Below are 20079 nucleotides of genomic sequence, written 5' to 3' on the forward strand. Positions count from 1 at the left end.
ATATACCTATTACATCACACGTTTAAACATTTTTTCTAACTCATACGTAGAAAAATGAATGATGATTGGCCGACCATGTGGGCATGTAAATGGATCAGTCGTTTTTCTTAAATCTTCCAGCAAGCGAAACATGTCATCATGGTTTAAGTGATGATTCGCTTTGATGGAACGTTTGCATGACATTAAAATGGCCGCTTCTTCCCGTATCGACTCTATATTAATTCGTTCATCATCCATAATTTGCTCTATCATTTCGCGAATGACCTCTTCTTCAAATCCCTTTGGAAACCAGTTTGGATAGGATCGAATAATATACGTTTGATTACCAAAATCTTCGAAGAATAGTCCAACATTTTCTAATTCATCTCGGTAATGTTCAATAAAGATAGACTCCTGCTTTGAAAACTCGAATGTTAATGGAATTAGCAGTTCTTGAACCTCATTGGTTGTGTTTCCTAACTTTTTCTTAAAGAATTCATATTTAATTCTCTCCTGTGCAGCATGCTGGTCAATCATATAAAATCCATTCTCATTTTGAGCAAGAATATAGGTGCCATGTAGCTGGCCAATTGGATACATGGTTGGAACTCGCTCTTCAGAAGGAATGACTTCTTCTTGTACTACAGGAGTCGGTGTAGTTACTTCTTCCGGTTCAGAATCAAATCGTTCTTCTTTTTCTTGATTATGATGGTGCTTCCCATCCTGTTCTACCATACTTTCTTGTTTTACTTCTGGTTGGTACGCTGGATAATTATCCAATTTACTCGTAGGTTCTATCGTTTCCTTTAAAAGGATAGCAGACCGATCAAAATCCATTGTATGTTGAATCGATGGTCTAGGCTTTTCCACCGGTTTTTGTTCAATCTCTGGAATTAGTCTAGTTTGTCTAAATGTATCTTGTATCAGCTGCTCAACTAGTGTAAACAATTCTTTATCTTTACTAAAACGAGCCTCTAATTTCGTTGGATGGACATTAACATCAACTAAATAAGGATCCATTTCGATTGCTAGAACTGCAATCGGCGACCGCCCAATAGGTAGCAGCGTATGGTATCCACGAATTATCGCTTGATTCAACGGTATACTTTTAATATAACGACCATTTAATAGAATAGAAATGTAATTTCGTGATGCACGAGTGATTTCTGGCTTAGCGATAAACCCACTAATCTTGAAATCTAAAGTCTCCCCTTTAATAGGTAACATCTTCCTCGCGACACCCATTCCATATATTTGCGCGATTACTTGTAGTAAATCTCCAGTACCAGGCGTTTTAAATAAAGATTTCCCGTTATGTGTTGCCTCAAACCGAACTTCTGGATGGGATAATGCTAGCCTATTTAATAGATCTGTAATATGACCAAGCTCCGTGTGAATAGTCTTCATATATTTTAAACGGGCAGGTGTATTATAGAATAGGTCTGACACGGTTATCTCCGTACCTTTTCTAGCATCACTTTTCCCCCGCTCCGTTACGATGCCACCTTCAAGGGATAAGTACGTTCCAGCAGCATCCCCTTGAGAAGTTCTAATCGTTAATCTACTTACAGACGCGATACTCGCTAACGCCTCCCCACGAAATCCAAGCGTATGAACATGGAATAAGTCGGATTCATTTCTTATTTTACTCGTTGCATGGCGAAGAAAAGCTCGTTCCACATCCTCTTCAACCATCCCTTCACCATCGTCTGTAATTTTAATTTGCTCTAAGCCTGCTTCATGTAATTCTATTTTTATCCAGGTACTACCAGCATCAATACTATTTTCAACTAATTCTTTGACAACAGAGGCCGGTCTTTCCACAACCTCTCCTGCTGCTATTTTATTCGCTAGTGAATCTGGCATTTGAAATATTTTCATTAGAAAGAACCCTTTCTATTCATTACTACTTTGATATCATGTTTTGTTTCACTAATTTTTGCAAGCGATGTAATTCGTTCATGGCCTCTAACGGAGTCATATCAAATAAATCGATTTGATTTATTGCCTCTACTAGTTTCCTATCTTCCTGAGAAGGTGTAATCTTCTCCTTCACTGGTTTTTCTTCCTCCTCGAATAAGGAAAGCTGATTGGACTCTTGGATATTCTCCTTCACCTCATGACTTTCTAATTGCTCTAAAATAACACTCGCTCGTCCGATTAATTTATCAGGTAGGTTTGCAAGTTTAGCTACATGAATTCCATAGCTTTTGTCTGCTGCCCCTTCTTTTATTTGGTGTAAAAAGACGACATTTCCCTCATATTCTTCCGCACGTACATGAATATTTCGTAATCTAGCTAGATTTTCTTCTAGTGCCGTTAGTTCATGATAATGCGTAGAAAATAAAGTCTTAGCATGAATATGATCATGTATATATTCAACAATAGCTTGGGCAAGGGCCATACCATCATACGTACTAGTGCCTCGTCCAATCTCATCTAACAGGATTAGACTCCGCTCTGTTGCATGCTCAATGGCATGATTCGCCTCCAACATTTCGACCATGAAAGTACTTTGTCCGGATACAAGATCATCGGCAGCACCAATCCGAGTAAAGATTTGGTCAAAAATCATCAACTCCGCTTCATCACATGGTACGAAACAACCAATTTGCCCCATAATAGCGATTAATGCTAGCTGTCTCATATACGTGCTTTTACCAGACATATTCGGACCGGTGATTAATAGAATACTCTTCTCATCATCTAACACGATGTCATTCGGGACAAATGTTCCATCGTTCATCACCTGTTCAATTACAGGATGTCTACCATTTTTCACTTGAAGCTTATTTTCCGAAAACGTAGGACGATGATAATTATTAGCTTCACTGACAGTAGCAAAAGCTTGTAAAACATCAATTTTACTTACAACATCTGCCAAAAATTGAATTCTAGGAATTTGCGCTTTAATTTGCTCCCGTATTTCTGTAAATAATGTGTATTCTAATTCAACACTTTTTTCTTCTGCTTCTAAAATCAGCTGCTCTTTTTCTTTTAATTCAGGGGTAATAAATCGCTCTGCATTCGTTAACGTTTGCTTTCGCTCATATTTCCCTTCAGGTAACAGGTGTAAGTTAGCCTTCGTCACTTCAATATAATAACCAAACACCCGATTATACCCAATCTTTAATGATTTAATATTGGTTTCTTGCTTTTCCTTTTGCTCAAGTTCTGCAATCCATTTCTTTCCGTTTCTAGATGCGTCACGATAAGTGTCAAGCTGCTCGTTGTAACCATCCTTAATAATGGATCCTTCTTTAATGGAAATAGGTGGATCTTCCATAATACTTTGTTCTAGCAAATGAACTAAGTCCTCTGGATATTCTAGCAGTGTTGCTAAACTACTAATTTCTTTATTATCAATAGTCGAAAGTAGTCCTTTTATCTCTGGAATCCGTTTTAACGATTTTTTTAATTGTATAAGATCTCTTGCATTCACATTACCAAATGCAATCCTTCCAGCTAATCGCTCTAAATCATAGACAGATTTCAAACTATCTCGTAGTGCATCTCTCTCCATGAATGACTGATAAAATCCTTCCACCGCTTCTAACCGTTTCTCTATTTGTATGCGATCTAGTAGTGGACGTTCTAGCCATTTTTTTAACATACGCGAACCCATTGCAGTGACTGTCTTATCTAACACCCACAATAGACTACCGTGTCTTCCTTTGCGAAGTATTGTTTCTGTCAGCTCTAGGTTTCGTTTCGAAAACATATCCAGAGAAAGGAAGTGATCAAGCTCTAGTACTTCTGCCTGCTTTAAATGATCTAGTGACCTTTTTTGTGTATGTTGGACGTAATTTAATATCCTACTAAAAGCTTTCACTAATCTTTCATCATTTAGATTCTCACAAATGTCACGATACTCACCATTGAATGTAACCTCATCTTGATAGGATAATGTTACGTGTAACCGATCTGTTAATTGCTTTTGTAATTCCTCAGGGAGTTCAGAAGAGATAACAATCTCTTTAATCGGTTGATTATAAAACTCATGAATGACACGATCAAAATCAGAAGCAATCTGGGCAATGCGGCTCTCACCAGTGGAAAGATCACAATATACAATCACAAATGATCCATCATGAAAATGGGATAAACTGGCGATATAATTATTGTTCCGTTCATTTAACATAGCACTTTCCATTACAGTACCTGGTGTAATCAGTTGTACTACTTCACGCTTCACCACACCTTTGGCGGTCTTAGGATCCTCCACCTGCTCACAAATGGCTACTTTATACCCTTTTTCTACAAGATTCTTTATATAGTTTTCCGCTGCATGGTATGGTATACCACACATTGGAATAGGATCTTCTTTTCCTCCATCACGTTTCGTTAACGTAATTTCTAATTCTCTAGATGCCTGAATCGCATCATCAAAAAACATTTCGTAAAAATCGCCTAAGCGGAAAAATAGAAATGCATCTTTATATTCTGCTTTTATCTTTAAATATTGTTCCATCATCGGTGTATATTTTGCCATTACAAAATCCTCCAAAAGCCTACATATTATTCTATTATTATAGCATAAAATGAAAAGAAGGACTTATAGCTCAATTTACCAAAAAAAAACTTACGAGGAACATCCCCGTAAGTTGATTAATCTTTACTTCTACTAGTTGAACTACTTTCTAGAAAGTCTGGATTTAAATCACTCAATTCATCCTCGGTTAGTGCGTAATCCCAGCTTTCCTCTTCATCTTGATGTTTGTGAGCTTTAGGTTTTACTTTAACAAATACTTTTGTTTCGCCTAGCACTTGAACCAAAAATTCTCTTTCAATGTCTACAAGAATTTTATTTCCTTGGTTTGAAATTCTGCACTCCAAGCAATTAGGTTGTTGTAATACTTTACAAATCACATCATAATCATCGTTAATGCAATTCTCATCTAAAACACCTAGAGGGATATAGTCACAGTATGTTACTCGCTCTGTAACTACCTCTGTTTTTGTATTATCGTTATAAGAATACCAAATATTAATCTCATAGCTTCCGTTAACTTCAATGGTATCCTCTGATTTTTTCTTTGCATTATATAGATGATTTATTACCCAGCATCCAAGGATACTTGTAGGTCTATGTGATGGCGAAACGGAATGAGTTGCCTGTGTGAATTTTTTACCCTTACCGATAACCGCTTTTGTAATTATTTCTCGGTAGTCTTTATCTAGAAAACTCATAATGACGTAAACCTCCTCTTTTTTCATAGTCATTTTATGCAAGACAAATACCTAAAGTGCATAATGAATGAAGAAAGAGTAAAAAGGAATTTCGCAAAATGGGCAATAACCGTTTCACAGCAGGGCTTTTAAGGTTAATGGGAAAGCAAAAGAGCCTTTATAGCAGTCTCTTTAATTCTCACTTATTCCTAATTTATGTAAATGGTCACTATTATGATTTTTCAACTACTAACACGTTTAATCATGATTTCCTTATAGTACGATTTTACAAAGTCTTCGTAAAGTGAAAAAGTGGCTGAGAATAAAACTAAAAGAATTAAAACTAAATCCTCTTGTATCCCAGCCACTTCCGCTATTCTTTTCTATTTACATGCTTACTTCTTTAAGAGCGACCGCTTAATGGTCACAACCTACACTATTTTTTTCTCCTGTAGCTGTTTTCCCTGATAGTGGATCTCCACCAGTTGATTCAATTACTTTATTCGTTACTTCGCGTGCGATCGTTTTAGACACGAGCTGCAATACGTCATTGACAACGATTTGAGTTTCTTTAAATTCCTGTACAATTGGAATTTCGTCAATTTCTGCTTGTAGACGATCTATCTCTTCCTCTATACGTTTTAGCGCCTCTCTTTTTTCATAGGCTTGGAAGTTAACTGCTTGCTTCTGTAACGTCTTAATTTTTTGGATCAATTTTTGAACTTTTTTATTTTCATTGATCTTTGCTTCCACTTGCTTAAACCGATCAATTTCTTCTGTATTAGCAAGCATATCGGCTAATTTTTTTGCTTCTTCTAATATTTGTGTACGAGTATATTCAGCCATTTATTTCACCTCTACTGTATTTTCAACCATTACACCGTTCAATGACCATGTCTTTGCTTCGGTTATTTTTACCTCTACAATTTTACCAATTGCAGATTTTGGTCCTTTGAAGTTAACTAGTTTGTTCTTCTCTGTATATCCAGCCAGAACGTCAGGATCTTTTTTACTTTCGCCTTCAACTAGTACTTTGACAACTTTATTCTCATACGACTTCATGGAATCCGCAGATTGCTTGTTGACAAGTTCATTTAAACGATAAAGACGTTTCTTCTTTACTTCTTCTGGCACATCATCTTTCTTCTTAGCTGCAGGTGTACCTTCACGAGGAGAGTAGATAAACGTATACGCAGCCTCGAACCCAACTTCTTCTACAAGTGACATCGTTTCCTCAAATTGTTCTTCCGTTTCATTCGGGAATCCTACTATAATATCAGTTGTTAATGTTACATTCGGAATAGCTTCACGGATTTTGCGAACTAACTCAAGATAATCTTCACGTGTATATTTACGATTCATTCGTTTTAAAACTTCATTACTACCAGATTGTACTGGTAGGTGAATGTGGTCAAGTAAGTTTCCACCTTTTGCTAGAACTTCAATCAGATGATCATCAAAGTCTCTAGGATGGGATGTTGTAAAACGAACACGTGGGATATCAATTTTATGGATATCATCCATTAAATCACCGAAACGATACTCGATATCCTCAAAATCCTTACCATAAGCATTAACATTCTGGCCAAGCAACGTAATCTCTTGATAACCTTGAGCAGCTAATTGACGGATTTCCTGTATAATATCTTCTGGTCTACGGCTTCTTTCCTTACCTCTTGTCATTGGAACGATACAGTAAGTACAGAACTTGTCACAGCCATACATAATATTTACCCATGCTTTAATCTTCCCATTTCGGACCTTTGGAAGGTTTTCAATAATGTCCCCTTCTTTGGACCACACTTCGACCACTTGGGCCTTTCCAAACATTGCTTCTTTTAATAAATGTGGTAAACGATGGATATTATGTGTACCGAATACTAAGTCAATATGCTGATGTTTCTTCATGATACGATCAACGACAGACTCTTCTTGAGACATACACCCACAAACACCTAGGATTAGATCCGGCTTCTCAACCTTTAGTGGCTTTAAGTGTCCGATTTCTCCAAACACCTTATTCTCCGCGTTTTCGCGTATAGCACAGGTATTGAGTAAGATAAGATCTGCTTCACTTGTTTCTGTAGTGGACTCATATCCCATTTCTGTGAGAATACCTGCCATGACTTCCGTATCATGTTCATTCATTTGACAACCATATGTACGGATGAGAAACTTCTTCCCTTTTCCGATTTCCTGCATATCTTCTGGAATACTAAAGTCATAATGAAATTGTACTTCTTCTCTACGACGCTTTCTAGCTTTCTTTAAATCAGGTGGTTGATAACTAGTTTGAAAATATTTGGCAATTAAATCATCACTAGACATTTTCTTTAAACGTTCCATATTATCTTGCTCTGAATTAAATTCAGTAGATTGAACTGGATTTATTTGCGCTTGTTCTAGTCGTTGTTTTTCATTCATCAGACGATCTCCTTTCTAATGGTCAGGAAAAAATATGTATCATTACTCATTATTACAGTATAAAGCCTTTCCAAGAATTTAACAATAATTGTGAGAAAACGACACAATTAAATTTAATCTATTCTTCACTTGTAATAGTGGCGGCTGGTGCTTAATATAAACCGGATAAAGGTACCGACTAGCAACTTTCTTACAACGAGATAAAATACTTGGACAATATAATGCTTCAAGCAAAAATAAAAGTGCTACGCATATTAGCGTAACACTATGTATTCAGTAGGCTATCTTGGTTCAACAATTAATTTAATTGCTGTTCTTTCCTCGTTGTCGATCATAATGTCTGTAAAGGCAGGAATACAAATTAAATCCACTCCACTAGGGGCCACAAATCCTCTAGCGATTGCAACTGCTTTGACGGCCTGGTTAAGTGCTCCAGCGCCTATAGCTTGAATTTCTGCTGTGCCACGTTCGCGTAATACATTCGCAAGTGCTCCCGCTACTGAATTTGGGTTTGATTTAGCTGAGACCTTTAATATTTCCAATACTAGTACCTCCTTCATTTCCTATTATAGTTCCTACTGCTACTATATTCTCTTAACCGTTAGCTTATAACCTCATTATGCATCAACAATTCGAAAAATTCAAATACCCCTACTACTTGAAGTCCTATGAAAAGAAAGGATGATCTTCATTAATCATGATTCTCTCAATTTTAGTTGCTTTTCCATTTTCCTCATTAATAGATACTAATACCCCATTTAATTGATTGCGCCCATTGGTATCTGGTTCAAATCGAACAGGTAAACTGGTTAAAAATCGTTTCAGTACCGCCTCCCGTTCAACTCCTAGAATTCCATCATAAGGTCCAGTCATCCCTACATCTGTAATATATGCCGTACCACCTGGTAAAATGCGATTATCTGCTGTTTGTGTATGTGTATGCGTACCAACTACTGCACTTACACGGCCATCTACATACCAACCCATCGCTTGTTTTTCACTTGTAGCTTCAGCATGAAAGTCTAAAAAGATTAGATTAGTTCTTTTTTTAGCTTCCGCAATTAATTCATCTGCTTTTGTAAATGGATCGTCTATTGCAGGTAAAAATGTACGCCCTTGTAAATTCATAACTGCAATTTCAATTCCATTTATGTTAATAAAGGTTAACCCTTTTCCTGGGGTTCCTTCTGGAAAATTAGCAGGTCTAATTAAATTCTTCGCATCATCTATAAATTCAAAGATGTCCTTCTTATCCCAAGTATGGTTCCCCATTGTAATCACTTGTGCACCAAGTCCCATAAATTGTTTATAAATTTTCTCGGTAATTCCCTTACCTGAAGCAGCGTTTTCTCCATTTATAATGATGGCATGCGGTTTATATTTGTCTTTTAATCTAGGTAAATATTCTTGTACCATATCTCTTCCAGGAGATCCAAAAACATCTCCAATAAATAAAATCTTCATCGTAATAATCATCCTTATCATTTCAATATGTTATTAGTTTTTCATATCCTTTAGCTAATGTCAAAGTAATCCAATGAAAAAAGGACATATAAAAAGTGGGGGCTATTATCCCCCACTTACTTCATTACCGGTTATTTAGCATATTCTACTGCTCTCGTTTCACGAATTACAGTCACTTTAATATGACCTGGATAATCAAGCTCACTTTCAATACGTTTACGAATATCTCTTGCAATACGTGCAGAATCTATATCATCTATTTCATCCGGCTTCACCATGATTCGAATCTCTCTTCCGGCTTGGATGGCAAATGATTTTTCAACACCTGCGAACGACTCAGAAATTTCTTCTAACTTCTCTAGACGTTTAATATAATTTTCCAATGTTTCACTTCTAGCACCTGGTCGTGCAGCAGATAAAGCATCAGCAGCTGCTACTAGTACTGAAATGATAGAAGTAGGTTCTTCATCACCATGGTGAGAGGCAATCGCATTGATTACAACTTCGTGTTCTTTGTATTTCGTTGCAAGCTCTTTACCAATTTCAACGTGGCTTCCTTCCACTTCATGATCAATTGCTTTCCCGATATCATGAAGTAATCCAGCTCTTCTTGCCAATCTTACATCTTCACCTAATTCAGCAGCAAGTAAACCTGATAAATATGCAACTTCTGTTGAATGTTTCAATACGTTTTGACCATAGCTTGTACGATATTTTAGGCGACCGAGAATTTTAATTAGATCAGGATGTAGACCATGTACACCAACCTCAAATGTTGTTTCTTCCCCAACTTCTCGTATATACTCATCCACTTCACGACGAGCTTTATCCACCATTTCTTCAATTCTCGCTGGGTGAATTCTACCGTCCTGTACGAGTTTTTCTAAAGCTATACGAGCAGTTTCTCTACGAATCGGGTCAAAACCAGATAGAATGACTGCTTCTGGTGTATCATCAATGATTAAATCGATTCCTGTTAACGTTTCTAATGTACGAATGTTTCGACCTTCACGACCAATAATACGACCTTTCATTTCATCATTAGGAAGATTCACAACAGATACAGTAGTCTCAGCAACGTGGTCTGCAGCACAGCGTTGTAAAGCTAAAGATAAGATGCTTTTTGCTTTCTTATCTGCTTCTTCTTTGGCACGATTCTCAGATTCTTTAACCATAATTGCTGATTCATGTGCTAATTCCTTTTCAAGTCGCTCTAAAATGATGCTTCTTGCCTGATCAGTAGTATATCCAGAAATGCGCTCAAGCTCCGTTTGCTGCTCATGTAACATTGCTTCCACTTTGCTTTCCATTTCTTCAATTTGTTGTTGTTTTTCTGTAAGCGATTGTTCACGTTTTTCAAGCATCAACTCACGCTTATCCAATGTTTCACTTTTTCTATCCAGATTTTCTTCTCTTTGCATCAGGCGATTTTCTTGCTTTTGTACTTCAGAACGACGTTCACGTAATTCTTGCTCTGTCTGCTGACGAAGTTTATGATTCTCATCCTTCGCCTCAAGAAGCGCCTCTTTTTTAGCGGCATCTGCATTTCGATGTGCTTCTTCAACTATTTGCTTTGCTAAATTCTCCGCACTGGAAATTTTAGCTTCTGCTATAGATTTACGAATCAGATAACCAACAAACAAACCGACTATAAGGAATAATAAGGCAAGCAAAATGGAGATGAGTAGATTTAAATCTTCCACGTTTTCACCTCCTCTTGCTATAAAATTGTTTCGGTTCATTCATTTAAATTGTCGGCATGTACCATATTCAATGAATAATTTAAAATCGTATAATAAAAATATAAAATTATACAATTTAATTTTATCTGTCCCGAAAAATAATGTCAAGGAATCGACAAAAATAAAGTGAATATATTTTCCAATAATTAGTATACAAAAAAAGGTCTATTCACCCAACATATACGCATTAAAGAATAGCATATATGGTAAAGGTGAAAGACCCTTTTACAATTTCAGTCAACAAATTGCTTAAACATCAAGTGTTTCTTGTTCTGGCTCGCCTTCTTCTCGTTCCACTTCACCATCTAGTTGATAGTGATCACGAATAGCCTGATGAATTTCATCCATAATATCTTGATTTTCTTTTAAGAATACTTTAGCATTCTCTCTACCTTGCCCTAACCTTTCACCTTGGTAAGCATACCAAGCCCCACTTTTCTGAACAACATCTAAATCGGAACCGATATCAAGTATTTCACCTTCTATAGAAATACCCTCACCATACATAATATCGACTTCTGCTGTTTTAAATGGTGGTGCTACTTTGTTTTTAACAACTTTTATTTTCGCTCTATTACCAATCATATCATTACCTTGTTTCAATGTTTCCGCACGACGTACTTCTAATCTAACAGATGAATAGAATTTCAAGGCACGTCCACCAGGAGTAGTTTCTGGATTACCAAACATAACACCGATTTTCTCACGGACTTGGTTAATGAAAATGGCAGTGGTTTTCGACTTATTGATCGCACCAGAAAGTTTTCTTAAAGCTTGTGACATCAGTCTAGCTTGTAGTCCCATATGGGAATCTCCCATTTCTCCCTCAATTTCTGCTTTCGGAACTAATGCAGCTACTGAGTCCACTACTAGAATATCTACTGCTCCACTACGCACTAATGCTTCCGCTATTTCTAATGCTTGCTCACCTGTATCCGGTTGAGATAGTAATAATTCATCTATATTAACACCTAGTGCTCTTGCATATGTTGGATCAAGTGCATGCTCCGCATCAATAAATGCAGCTTGTCCACCTTCTTTTTGTGCCTCGGCAATCGCATGTAAAGCGACGGTTGTCTTACCAGAAGATTCTGGTCCATATATTTCAATAATTCTTCCTTTCGGATATCCACCTATACCTAGTGCGATATCCAATGCTAGAGAGCCACTAGAGGTGGTCGCTAGTTTCTGACCCGCTTGTTCTCCTAATTTCATGACGGAACCTTTACCGAACTGCTTTTCTATTTGCTTTAAAGCCATGTCTAAGGCCTGTTTTCTATCACTCAACGAAACTACCTCCTTAAATTAACTATTTCTATCATACATTGTTTTTATCATTTTGCCAAGCAAAAAAACGAATAAATGTTCCCCTTTTTTTATAAGGTATTTTCCTTTTAAAAATCGATTACAGGCATTTCCATAGACCTATAATCGATTTTTATTGAAATATTAATCGAGTAAATTCTGTTTTAATAGATTAAATATAAGTTCAAAACCTTTCATAACAGCACGATGGCGTATACCAGCTCTATCCCCTATCAATTCAAATTTCTCGACAAGGTGAACTTTATCTTGCACAAACACAGAAACATAAACTGTCCCCACTGGTTTCCCTTCGACAGCATTTGGACCAGCAATTCCGGTAAAACTAATGCCAATACTAGAATGTAGCTTTTGAGCTACATTTTTAGACATTTCCAATGCACATTCTCTACTAACCGTCCCATAAGATGTAAGAATTTCCTCCGAAACCCCTAATACATCTCGCTTTACTGATTCGTCATAGCAAACAATCGAACCTTTGCAGACTTCAGAGGCACCAGGTACGGAGATGATTTTCTCGATAAACTTCCCACCGGTTAGACTTTCTGCTGAGGCAAGGGTTAGTTTTAGCTCTTTTAAATGATTGATAATAGATTGTTCAATCGTTTCATCATTCATTCCGACATAGAATGGATGAACCTTAGCTAATACGTTTGCCTTTGTTTCTTCTAACATAGCGATAGCTTCATCTTCACTGGCTGCTTTAGCTGTTAATCGTAGTACAATGCCATTACTTTGTGCTAATGGTGCAATGGTTGGGTTTTGTTGCTGCTCCATTATCTCTTTTAGTTCATGTTCAAGTTTCGATTCTCCAATTCCAATAAATCTTAGAACATACGATTTAATGATTTCCGTTAGATTCAATTCTTTTCTTAAAATGGGTAAGACCTCATCTACCATAATCGCTTTCATCTCACGAGGAACACCTGGCAAGAAAATCCAAATCGTATCATTGTAGTGAACGAGCATACCTGGTGCCATTCCAACTGGATTATGAAAAACTAGAGAATCCTTAAATACCCTTGCTTGTTTACGATTATTTGGGGTCATTTGACTATTCTGTTTAGCAAAAACAGCCTCTATTTTCTCCATGGAAGCAGGATGTTCTACCATTGTTAAACCGCTCATTAATTGAAATGCTTCTCGGGTTAAATCATCATCTGTAGGACCAAGCCCTCCCGTAACAATAACCACATCAGATCGGTCGTTAGCCAAAGCAAACGTATCTTTAACTCTGGTCAAATTATCTCCGACAACACCATGATAATAGACGTTTATCCCTTGGAGAGCGAGTTTTTCCGAAATCCATTGTGCATTTGTATTAGCTATTTGGCCTAACAAAAGTTCTGTACCAACAGCAATAATTTCTGCTTTAATCTGCTTCATTATTTAGAATCCCTCATAACATGAATATTTTTGGCAAAATAGTCGTAACCAGAAAGTACGGTAAAGAATAATGCCACATAAAGCATGATTGTAGCAAATGGAAAACCAACAAAAGAGAATGGGAAATTATGTAATAAAAGTGCTGCTATAGCAATCATTTGCGTAGCGGTTTTTAATTTTCCCATTTTCCCTGCCGCGAGAACAATCCCTTCACCAGCAGCAACTAATCGAAGTCCTGTTACAGCGAACTCTCTACTAATAATAATAATCACTACCCATGCAGGTGCTGCTCCAATTTCAACTAATAAGATTAAAGCGGCAGAAACTAATAATTTATCTGCCAAAGGATCTAGAAATTTCCCTAAATTGGTAACTAGATTATGCTTTCTAGCATAATGACCATCAATCCAGTCCGTTGCAGAAGCAATAATAAAAAGTAAAGCAGCGATAAAATGGGATACTGGTAAAGTATTATCACCAATAGACCATTCTCCCCAATTTAAAGGAAGGCTCATTAATAGAATAAAAATAGGTATTAATAAAATTCTGGATAGGGTAATTCGATTTGGTATATTCATCTTTCATACTCCTTCATAATAAAGGGATAAAGAGGCTGGGACAAAACTAAAACAAAGGTAATAAAAAACGAACAATCACCACATTAGCCCCGGAAATATACGGAGACTCCTGTGGGAGGAAAGGCATCGGTGAGACTCCGGAAGAGCTTTAGCTCTGAGGAGGCTTACCAGCCGCCCACGGAACGCGTAGTATATTTCCGGGGCGGGTTTGATGCGCTAACTTTTATGTTCGGTTTATCCTATGTTCGAAATAGTTTTGTCCCATCCTCTTTTATCCTATTCATTTGATTCAACTACGTTTAACCATAAACGTTGATGGTCTGCTCCTCTTAATGTTGGATCAACAGGATATTCTAACTCAACACCATTTATTTTAACAGTTAAACCTGGTGTATTACCAATATTCAGTAAGATACGTGTTTCACCAGTTAGGTCTAATTCAACCGGTTCATTAGCTGTTACAATTGCTCCATAGAATTTTTGACCATTTGCATTATCTACATCAAGCCATACATCTTGAGTAGCAATAAACTCTAGATTTAATTCCTCACCAACATTGGTCAATTCAAGCTCAGATTGTGGTCTTGGTACTTGCCCTTCTTCAGTAACAACTATGCTAAGCTCTTGATCTTCTACATTTTCTTCTGTATCATCACCGGCATCAGTAGGATCTTCGGTAGACTCTTCATCTGTTTCGTTTTCACCATTCTCATCTACATTACCGGTATTCGGATTACTATTTTCGGATCGGTAAAACTCACCTTCATTTTGTTCGATTGGCGTCTCTTCATCTTTTGCATCATTCTTCGTTGTAAACCACCAAGCTAAAAAGAGAATACCAATGATTAATATAACAACAGTTAAAGTAGGAATAAATGAGAAGATAGCACTACTTTTCGTTGGCATATTATCCTTTCTCGACCGTTGAATCCTTGTATATTGCGTGGTAGTATCCTCCTCTGGCGAAGGGATATCTTCCTTATATTCCTCCATCAGTTCATTGGGATCTAGTCCAACCGCAATTGCATATTCCTTAATAAATGCCTTCGCATAAAACTTTCCTGGTAAAACAGAGAAATTTTCTTCTTCTATTGCAACAAGATATCTTTTCTGTATTTTTGTCGTATCTTGAAGCTCTTCAAATGAAATGTCATTTGCAATTCTTGCTTCTTTTAATCTCGCACCTATTCCCATATTAACACCATCCATTTAATAATCGAACATTGAAAAACCATTATCCTGATTAAATTGCGTATTTTCCACTACTTCATATGTAATTTCCTCGTCCTCATCACTTCGTAGTTCTATAATGTAATCAAAATCTTCAATATTATACTCTGTAGATTGTACAAATATATCCGGATGCTCCACTACTTTAATTGCTGGAAGCTGCATTATTTCACGAATTAATTGCCAATGCTTTTCACTTGCCTTTCGATGTGAAACAATACCATCAATAATAAAAATATTATCACTACTATATTCTCCAGCTATTAATTCATTACGTACTGTTTGTTTAATCAGCGTACTGGATACGAATAACCATCGTTTATTTGCACATACACTAGCAGCAACTATGGACTCCGTTTTCCCAACTCGAGGCATTCCTCTAATCCCAATTAATTTATGACCATCTTGTTTATATAATTCAGCCATAAAATCAACTAGGATTCCAAGTTCATCACGAACAAAGCGAACCGTCTTACGGTCATCTGCATCCCGATGTATGTATTTGCCATGTCTCACTGCTAAACGATCACGTAATTTTGATTTACGTAGCTTGGTCACTTGAATCGTGTCCATCGTTTGTAAGATTAGTCGTAAACGTGTAATCTGTTCGTTATTATCAGCAAGCAGCAACATACCTCTTCGACCGTTTTCGACACCGTTAATGGTTACAATAAAAATCGAAAGCATCCCTAGCAAAGAAGATATCTCCCCTAATAAACCAGGGCGATTAATTTGAATTTCATATTCTAAATACCATTCTGTTTTTGCCACTCAAAACTCTCCATTTCCCAAATTAACCCCAAAGTACCTATACCTTTATAATATATGATTTTGACTATTGTTTAAAGCTATTAATTCAAATTATCCTTAAAGATTTATATTTTTGAATATAAAAGAGGCCGGGACAAAAGAATTTATCTTAAAGAAAAACCGAATGATGAACAAGGACCCCGCTCCGGAAATATACTTCGCTTTCCGCGGGCGGCTGGTGAGCCTCCTCGTGCTACGCACTACGGGGTCTCACCTATGCCTATCCTCCCGCTGGAGTCTACGTATATTTCCGGAGCTAGTATCGTGTATCATTCGGTTTAACATTTAATTCTTTTCGTTTTGTCCTAACCTCTTTTATAGCAGTTGTTCGATTATTGATTAGCTTGATTTTGGACTAATTTTACCATGGAATTGGCGATTGCTTGCTGCTCTTCTTTGGAAGCTGCATTCCATAGTTCACGAAGCACCGCTTCCTCACTATTTTTTGCATCAACACTTTTGGCAAGATAATCTCCAACCTCATAAGCCACTTGTGAAATGGTGTCTTGAGACATCCCTTGTGACTGAGCTTGTTCTAATCTATTAGCTAAAAATTGCTTCCATGAGTCAAAGTTGTCAAGTACAGACATGTTCATTCCTCCTTCTCATAATACATCATGCATAGTATTTGATTTTTTTTATTGATTATGCATGATTTACTAGGAAGAAAGAAAATATTTAGTCCCATCCACCACTAATACGCAATATTTCTCCGTGTATATATGCACCTTGTTGACTTAGCAAAAAAGTAACCGCATTGGCTACATCTTCAGGCTTCCCTGGACGATTAAGAGGAATTTCTTCCATTAATTGCGCCTTTTCTTCCTGTGATAATGGATTCATCTTTGTATCGATAAACCCCGGACTAATTGCATTGACTGTAATTCCACTTGGTCCAACTTCCTTTGCTAAGGCCTTTACGAATGCATTTTGCGCTCCTTTAGCAGTCGAATAAACCACTTCATAACTTGCGCCAATTTCCCCCCAAATAGAGGAAATCATAATGATCTTCCCAGATTTTCTTCTTATCATATCAGGTAGGATACTTTTCACTATAGCTAATGGCGCTTTTACATGAATGGATAACATGTCATCCATCACTTTTTCCGGCGTATCTTGTAATAGGCCGTAATATGCGATTCCACTTGAGAAAACTACTGCATCAATTGGATAAGCAATGTTTCCAATTAAACGGTTAATGCCTTGTTCATTCGTCAAATCAGCTTGAATACAGTCTACCAACTGATGATCTGGAAGCTCTTTTTTCAACTGATCGAGTGAGTGATAATTTTGATGATAATGAAGGATGAGAGAATAACCTTCTTGCCCTAATTGAAGCGCTATTTGACTCCCAATCTCTCCACTTGCTCCAATAATTAATACGTTCCCCATTTCTTCTCCTTACTCTGCTACAATTTTGCAAACACCTAATCGCTCTTCTGTAATCCATTGTTTTAAAAATTCATTTGCATCCTCCACGGATAAGCTTTGTATCATAGGAATTAATTCAAAGTAATCCACACCAACAGTATGATAATGAATGTACTTACTTGCAATATTTTCAAGTGAATTCATAGAACGTAATAATTGACCAATTTTCTTTCGCTTCATTCGTTCGAAGTCATCCTCACGTATTTCATGTGTTGTAGTCGAAAGTAACAATTCTTTCAGCTTCGAAACAAATTGGTCTGGGTTATCTGAGTTGCCACCAAGAATAGAATAACCAAAGTTTTTTTCTAAATTCGTTTCAAAATAAAAGCTCGAATCGATGATTTTTTCTTGATATAGTTCTTCATAGAACTGCCCGCTCTTCGAAAAATAATACGTTAGTATCATATCCTGTAGAAGGTCTTTCTTAACAAATCCTTCCCCTCTAAGTTCTTCTGTTGATTCTTTAATACCAACCGTACACTTAGCGACTGAAACCGGCATTACGATGTTGTTTTCCTTTTTAGCCACTTCAATAGGTTCTTTCGGATAATCGCGTTGAATCTCTTCCAGTTTATCAAAACTCTTTGAACGTTGATTATCTTCAATCAACTGCATCATTTCATCTGGATCAAATTTACCCGCAATAAAAAATGTCATGTTTTCCGGATGATAAAACGTGTTATAACATGTATATAAGTCATCCTTCGTAATTTCATTTATGGATTCGACTGTACCTGCAATATCGATATTAACAGGAGTTTCTTGAAATAAGCTTTTCAATGTTCCCATAAACGATTGCCAATCAGGCTGATCGTCATACATTTTGATTTCCTGTCCGATAATCCCCTTTTCTTTTTCAACTGATTCTTCAGAGAAATAAGGGTCTTGTACAAAGTCCAGTAATATTTTCACATTTTCTTCCACATTTGCTGTTGCGGAAAATAAGTAAGCCGTTTTAGTAAACGATGTATAGGCATTTGCGGATGCCCCATTTTTTCCAAAATCAGCAAAGACATCCCGGTCCTTCTTCTCAAACAATTTGTGCTCCAAAAAGTGGGCAATGCCATCTGGAACCGTAATTTGCTCGCTTTCGCCAATTGGTATAAATGTCCGATCAATGGATCCATAATTGGTCGAGAATATCGCGTAGGTTTTAGACATTTGTGGCCTTGGTAATAAAAATACGGATAATCCATTATCTAACTTGCGGTGATATAATGTTTCCTCAATATGCGTATACTGTTTCTTATCCATTATTTGATCCCCCTTCACTAGTGAGTAAGTAGACGGTATCTTCTACAACATGCTTACCTACTTCCACAACATCCTCCACGTTTACTGCTTTAATCTTTTCGATGAGTTGATCCGGCTGTAAGATAGTACCTGCGATTACCTGCTGATACAGCATTTCTATTATTCCTTGGGGATGATCTAATGTTTCTAATAATTGATTGATAATTAAATCCTTTGTTTCTTTCAGTTCATCTTCTGTAATATCGCCATTTTTCATAGCTGTCATTTGCTTTTCTATAATATCTCTTGCTTTTTCATAATCCTGAGGAGCGATCCCACTGAATACTAACAATAAGCCTTTATGACTCTCTAATCTTGACGATGCATAATACGCCAGACTATTCTTCTCCCGGACATTTATAAACAATTTAGAGCTTGGAAAAGCACCTAATATGCCATTAAAAACTTGAAGGGCAGGATACTTTTCATCCTGAAAACGAATATTTGTACGATAACCAATATGAAGCTTTGCTTGTTGTACATGTTGTTTATCTATTACTTCCTTTGGATCTTTTGAAGTGTTTTTCGGTTCTTCTTCTACTACCTTATTGGCAGTACCTTCAATTTTTCTTTCAAAATTTGCTCCGATAAGCTCTTGGATTTTATCTTCCTTCACATCCCCAAGCACATAGATATCAATTTGGTCTTCTTTTAATAGCTTCACATAGTATTGATATAAATCAGTTGCTGATATATCATCTAAATCTTCTTCGTAACCACTAACATGTAATTGATATGCTTCCCCTTCACACATTTCATCAATCAATCTCATATTGGCATATTTCATTTTATCATCAATAACCGACTTTATTTTTTGTCTGAGGGTTTCTTTTTCCCGATTGATAATATCTTCATGAAAGGAATCATTCCTAACATTCGGATGAAAGATGACTTCATTAAGCAGCCTAATCGCCTCTTCTATAATATTCGACTCATTCGGGATGAATTTTTCATTGGCAACTTCTAATCGAAAACTGAGGATATGATGATTACCTTTTTTCCCACCATCAATAGACAATACAGCCCCGTAAAGATTATCTAATGCGATTTGCAATTCCTTTCGGCTTGGATATTCTTTAGGACCTTGCTGCAACACATAGGATAACAATGCCCTTTTCGTAATGGTTTCACGATTTAATGGAGCCTTAAATTTTATAACGATGTTTACCGTTTTGAATTTACCATTTGGTATCAAATGTAAATTTAAACCATTCAGATTCTTCACATCTTCTTGAATCATAACCATATCT

Annotated in this window: 18 protein-coding genes; all 18 read right to left on the bottom strand. The window is 36.7% G+C overall.

Features of this window, described 5'->3' with window-relative positions:
- Positions 1-9: 9 nt before the first annotated feature.
- The 18 genes from mutL to MKY78_RS20050 all read right to left on the bottom strand — a co-directional run bounded on the left by mutL (position 10) and on the right by MKY78_RS20050 (position 20075).
- Positions 10-1860 carry a DNA mismatch repair endonuclease MutL gene (gene mutL / locus MKY78_RS19965; protein WP_339215180.1) on the bottom strand — a complete coding sequence of 617 codons (1851 nt, stop codon included), beginning with the start codon at positions 1858-1860 and terminating at the stop codon, positions 10-12.
- A 25-nt stretch (positions 1861-1885) separates the two neighbouring features.
- Positions 1886-4471 (bottom strand): DNA mismatch repair protein MutS, encoded by a 2586-nt coding sequence (mutS, locus tag MKY78_RS19970; RefSeq protein WP_339215182.1) that lies wholly within the window; start codon positions 4469-4471, stop codon positions 1886-1888.
- A 116-nt stretch (positions 4472-4587) separates the two neighbouring features.
- Positions 4588-5169 carry an outer spore coat protein CotE gene (locus MKY78_RS19975; protein ID WP_339215184.1) on the bottom strand — a complete coding sequence of 194 codons (582 nt, stop codon included), beginning with the start codon at positions 5167-5169 and terminating at the stop codon, positions 4588-4590.
- A gap of 221 nt (positions 5170-5390) precedes the next feature.
- Positions 5391-5516: a hypothetical protein gene (locus MKY78_RS19980; RefSeq protein ID WP_339215186.1), complete on the bottom strand. Its 126-nt coding sequence runs from the start codon at positions 5514-5516 to the stop codon at positions 5391-5393.
- A 49-nt stretch (positions 5517-5565) separates the two neighbouring features.
- Positions 5566-5994: a YlbF family regulator gene (locus MKY78_RS19985; protein WP_211741469.1), complete on the bottom strand. Its 429-nt coding sequence runs from the start codon at positions 5992-5994 to the stop codon at positions 5566-5568.
- Entirely contained in the window at positions 5995-7572 is a 1578-nt protein-coding gene (gene miaB / locus MKY78_RS19990) for a tRNA (N6-isopentenyl adenosine(37)-C2)-methylthiotransferase MiaB (RefSeq protein ID WP_339215189.1), read from the bottom strand.
- A 281-nt stretch (positions 7573-7853) separates the two neighbouring features.
- A complete protein-coding gene (gene spoVS / locus MKY78_RS19995) occupies positions 7854-8114 on the bottom strand; it encodes a stage V sporulation protein SpoVS (protein ID WP_010093295.1) in 261 nt (86 codons plus the stop codon).
- A 124-nt stretch (positions 8115-8238) separates the two neighbouring features.
- Positions 8239-9036, bottom strand: coding sequence for a TIGR00282 family metallophosphoesterase (locus MKY78_RS20000; protein WP_339215193.1), 798 nt, complete (start codon positions 9034-9036; stop codon positions 8239-8241).
- A 131-nt stretch (positions 9037-9167) separates the two neighbouring features.
- Positions 9168-10778: a ribonuclease Y gene (rny, locus tag MKY78_RS20005; RefSeq protein WP_186868743.1), complete on the bottom strand. Its 1611-nt coding sequence runs from the start codon at positions 10776-10778 to the stop codon at positions 9168-9170.
- Between the two features lie 249 nt (positions 10779-11027).
- The gene (recA, locus tag MKY78_RS20010) at positions 11028-12065 is read right to left on the bottom strand and encodes a recombinase RecA (protein ID WP_186868742.1); all 1038 of its coding nucleotides are present in this window, start codon (positions 12063-12065) and stop codon (positions 11028-11030) included.
- Positions 12066-12227: 162 nt separating this feature from the next.
- Positions 12228-13487, bottom strand: a complete 1260-nt coding sequence (locus MKY78_RS20015; RefSeq protein WP_339215196.1) for a competence/damage-inducible protein A — start codon at positions 13485-13487, stop codon at positions 12228-12230.
- Positions 13487-14065 (bottom strand): CDP-diacylglycerol--glycerol-3-phosphate 3-phosphatidyltransferase, encoded by a 579-nt coding sequence (pgsA, locus tag MKY78_RS20020; protein WP_339215198.1) that lies wholly within the window; start codon positions 14063-14065, stop codon positions 13487-13489. Before pgsA ends, MKY78_RS20015 begins: the two co-directional genes overlap by 1 nt.
- A 276-nt stretch (positions 14066-14341) precedes the next feature.
- Complete coding sequence (locus MKY78_RS20025; protein WP_339215200.1) at positions 14342-15259, bottom strand: RodZ domain-containing protein; 918 nt, start codon at positions 15257-15259, stop codon at positions 14342-14344.
- 15 nt (positions 15260-15274) lie between these two features.
- Positions 15275-16066 (bottom strand): DUF3388 domain-containing protein, encoded by a 792-nt coding sequence (locus MKY78_RS20030; protein ID WP_339215202.1) that lies wholly within the window; start codon positions 16064-16066, stop codon positions 15275-15277.
- 371 nt (positions 16067-16437) lie between these two features.
- Complete coding sequence (locus MKY78_RS20035; RefSeq protein WP_186868737.1) at positions 16438-16695, bottom strand: DUF3243 domain-containing protein; 258 nt, start codon at positions 16693-16695, stop codon at positions 16438-16440.
- A gap of 88 nt (positions 16696-16783) precedes the next feature.
- The gene (locus MKY78_RS20040) at positions 16784-17497 is read right to left on the bottom strand and encodes an SDR family oxidoreductase (protein ID WP_339215204.1); all 714 of its coding nucleotides are present in this window, start codon (positions 17495-17497) and stop codon (positions 16784-16786) included.
- Positions 17498-17506: 9 nt separating this feature from the next.
- On the bottom strand, positions 17507-18790 hold the full coding sequence (locus MKY78_RS20045; RefSeq protein ID WP_339215206.1) for a pitrilysin family protein: 1284 nt from the start codon (positions 18788-18790) through the stop codon (positions 17507-17509).
- Positions 18783-20075 (bottom strand): pitrilysin family protein, encoded by a 1293-nt coding sequence (locus tag MKY78_RS20050; protein ID WP_339215208.1) that lies wholly within the window; start codon positions 20073-20075, stop codon positions 18783-18785. The genes MKY78_RS20045 and MKY78_RS20050 overlap by 8 nt, the downstream gene beginning before the upstream one ends.
- Between the last annotated feature and the right edge of the window lie 4 nt (positions 20076-20079).

This window comes from Ornithinibacillus sp. FSL M8-0202 (assembly GCF_037975285.1).
Lineage (GTDB): Bacteria > Bacillota > Bacilli > Bacillales > Amphibacillaceae > Ornithinibacillus > Ornithinibacillus massiliensis.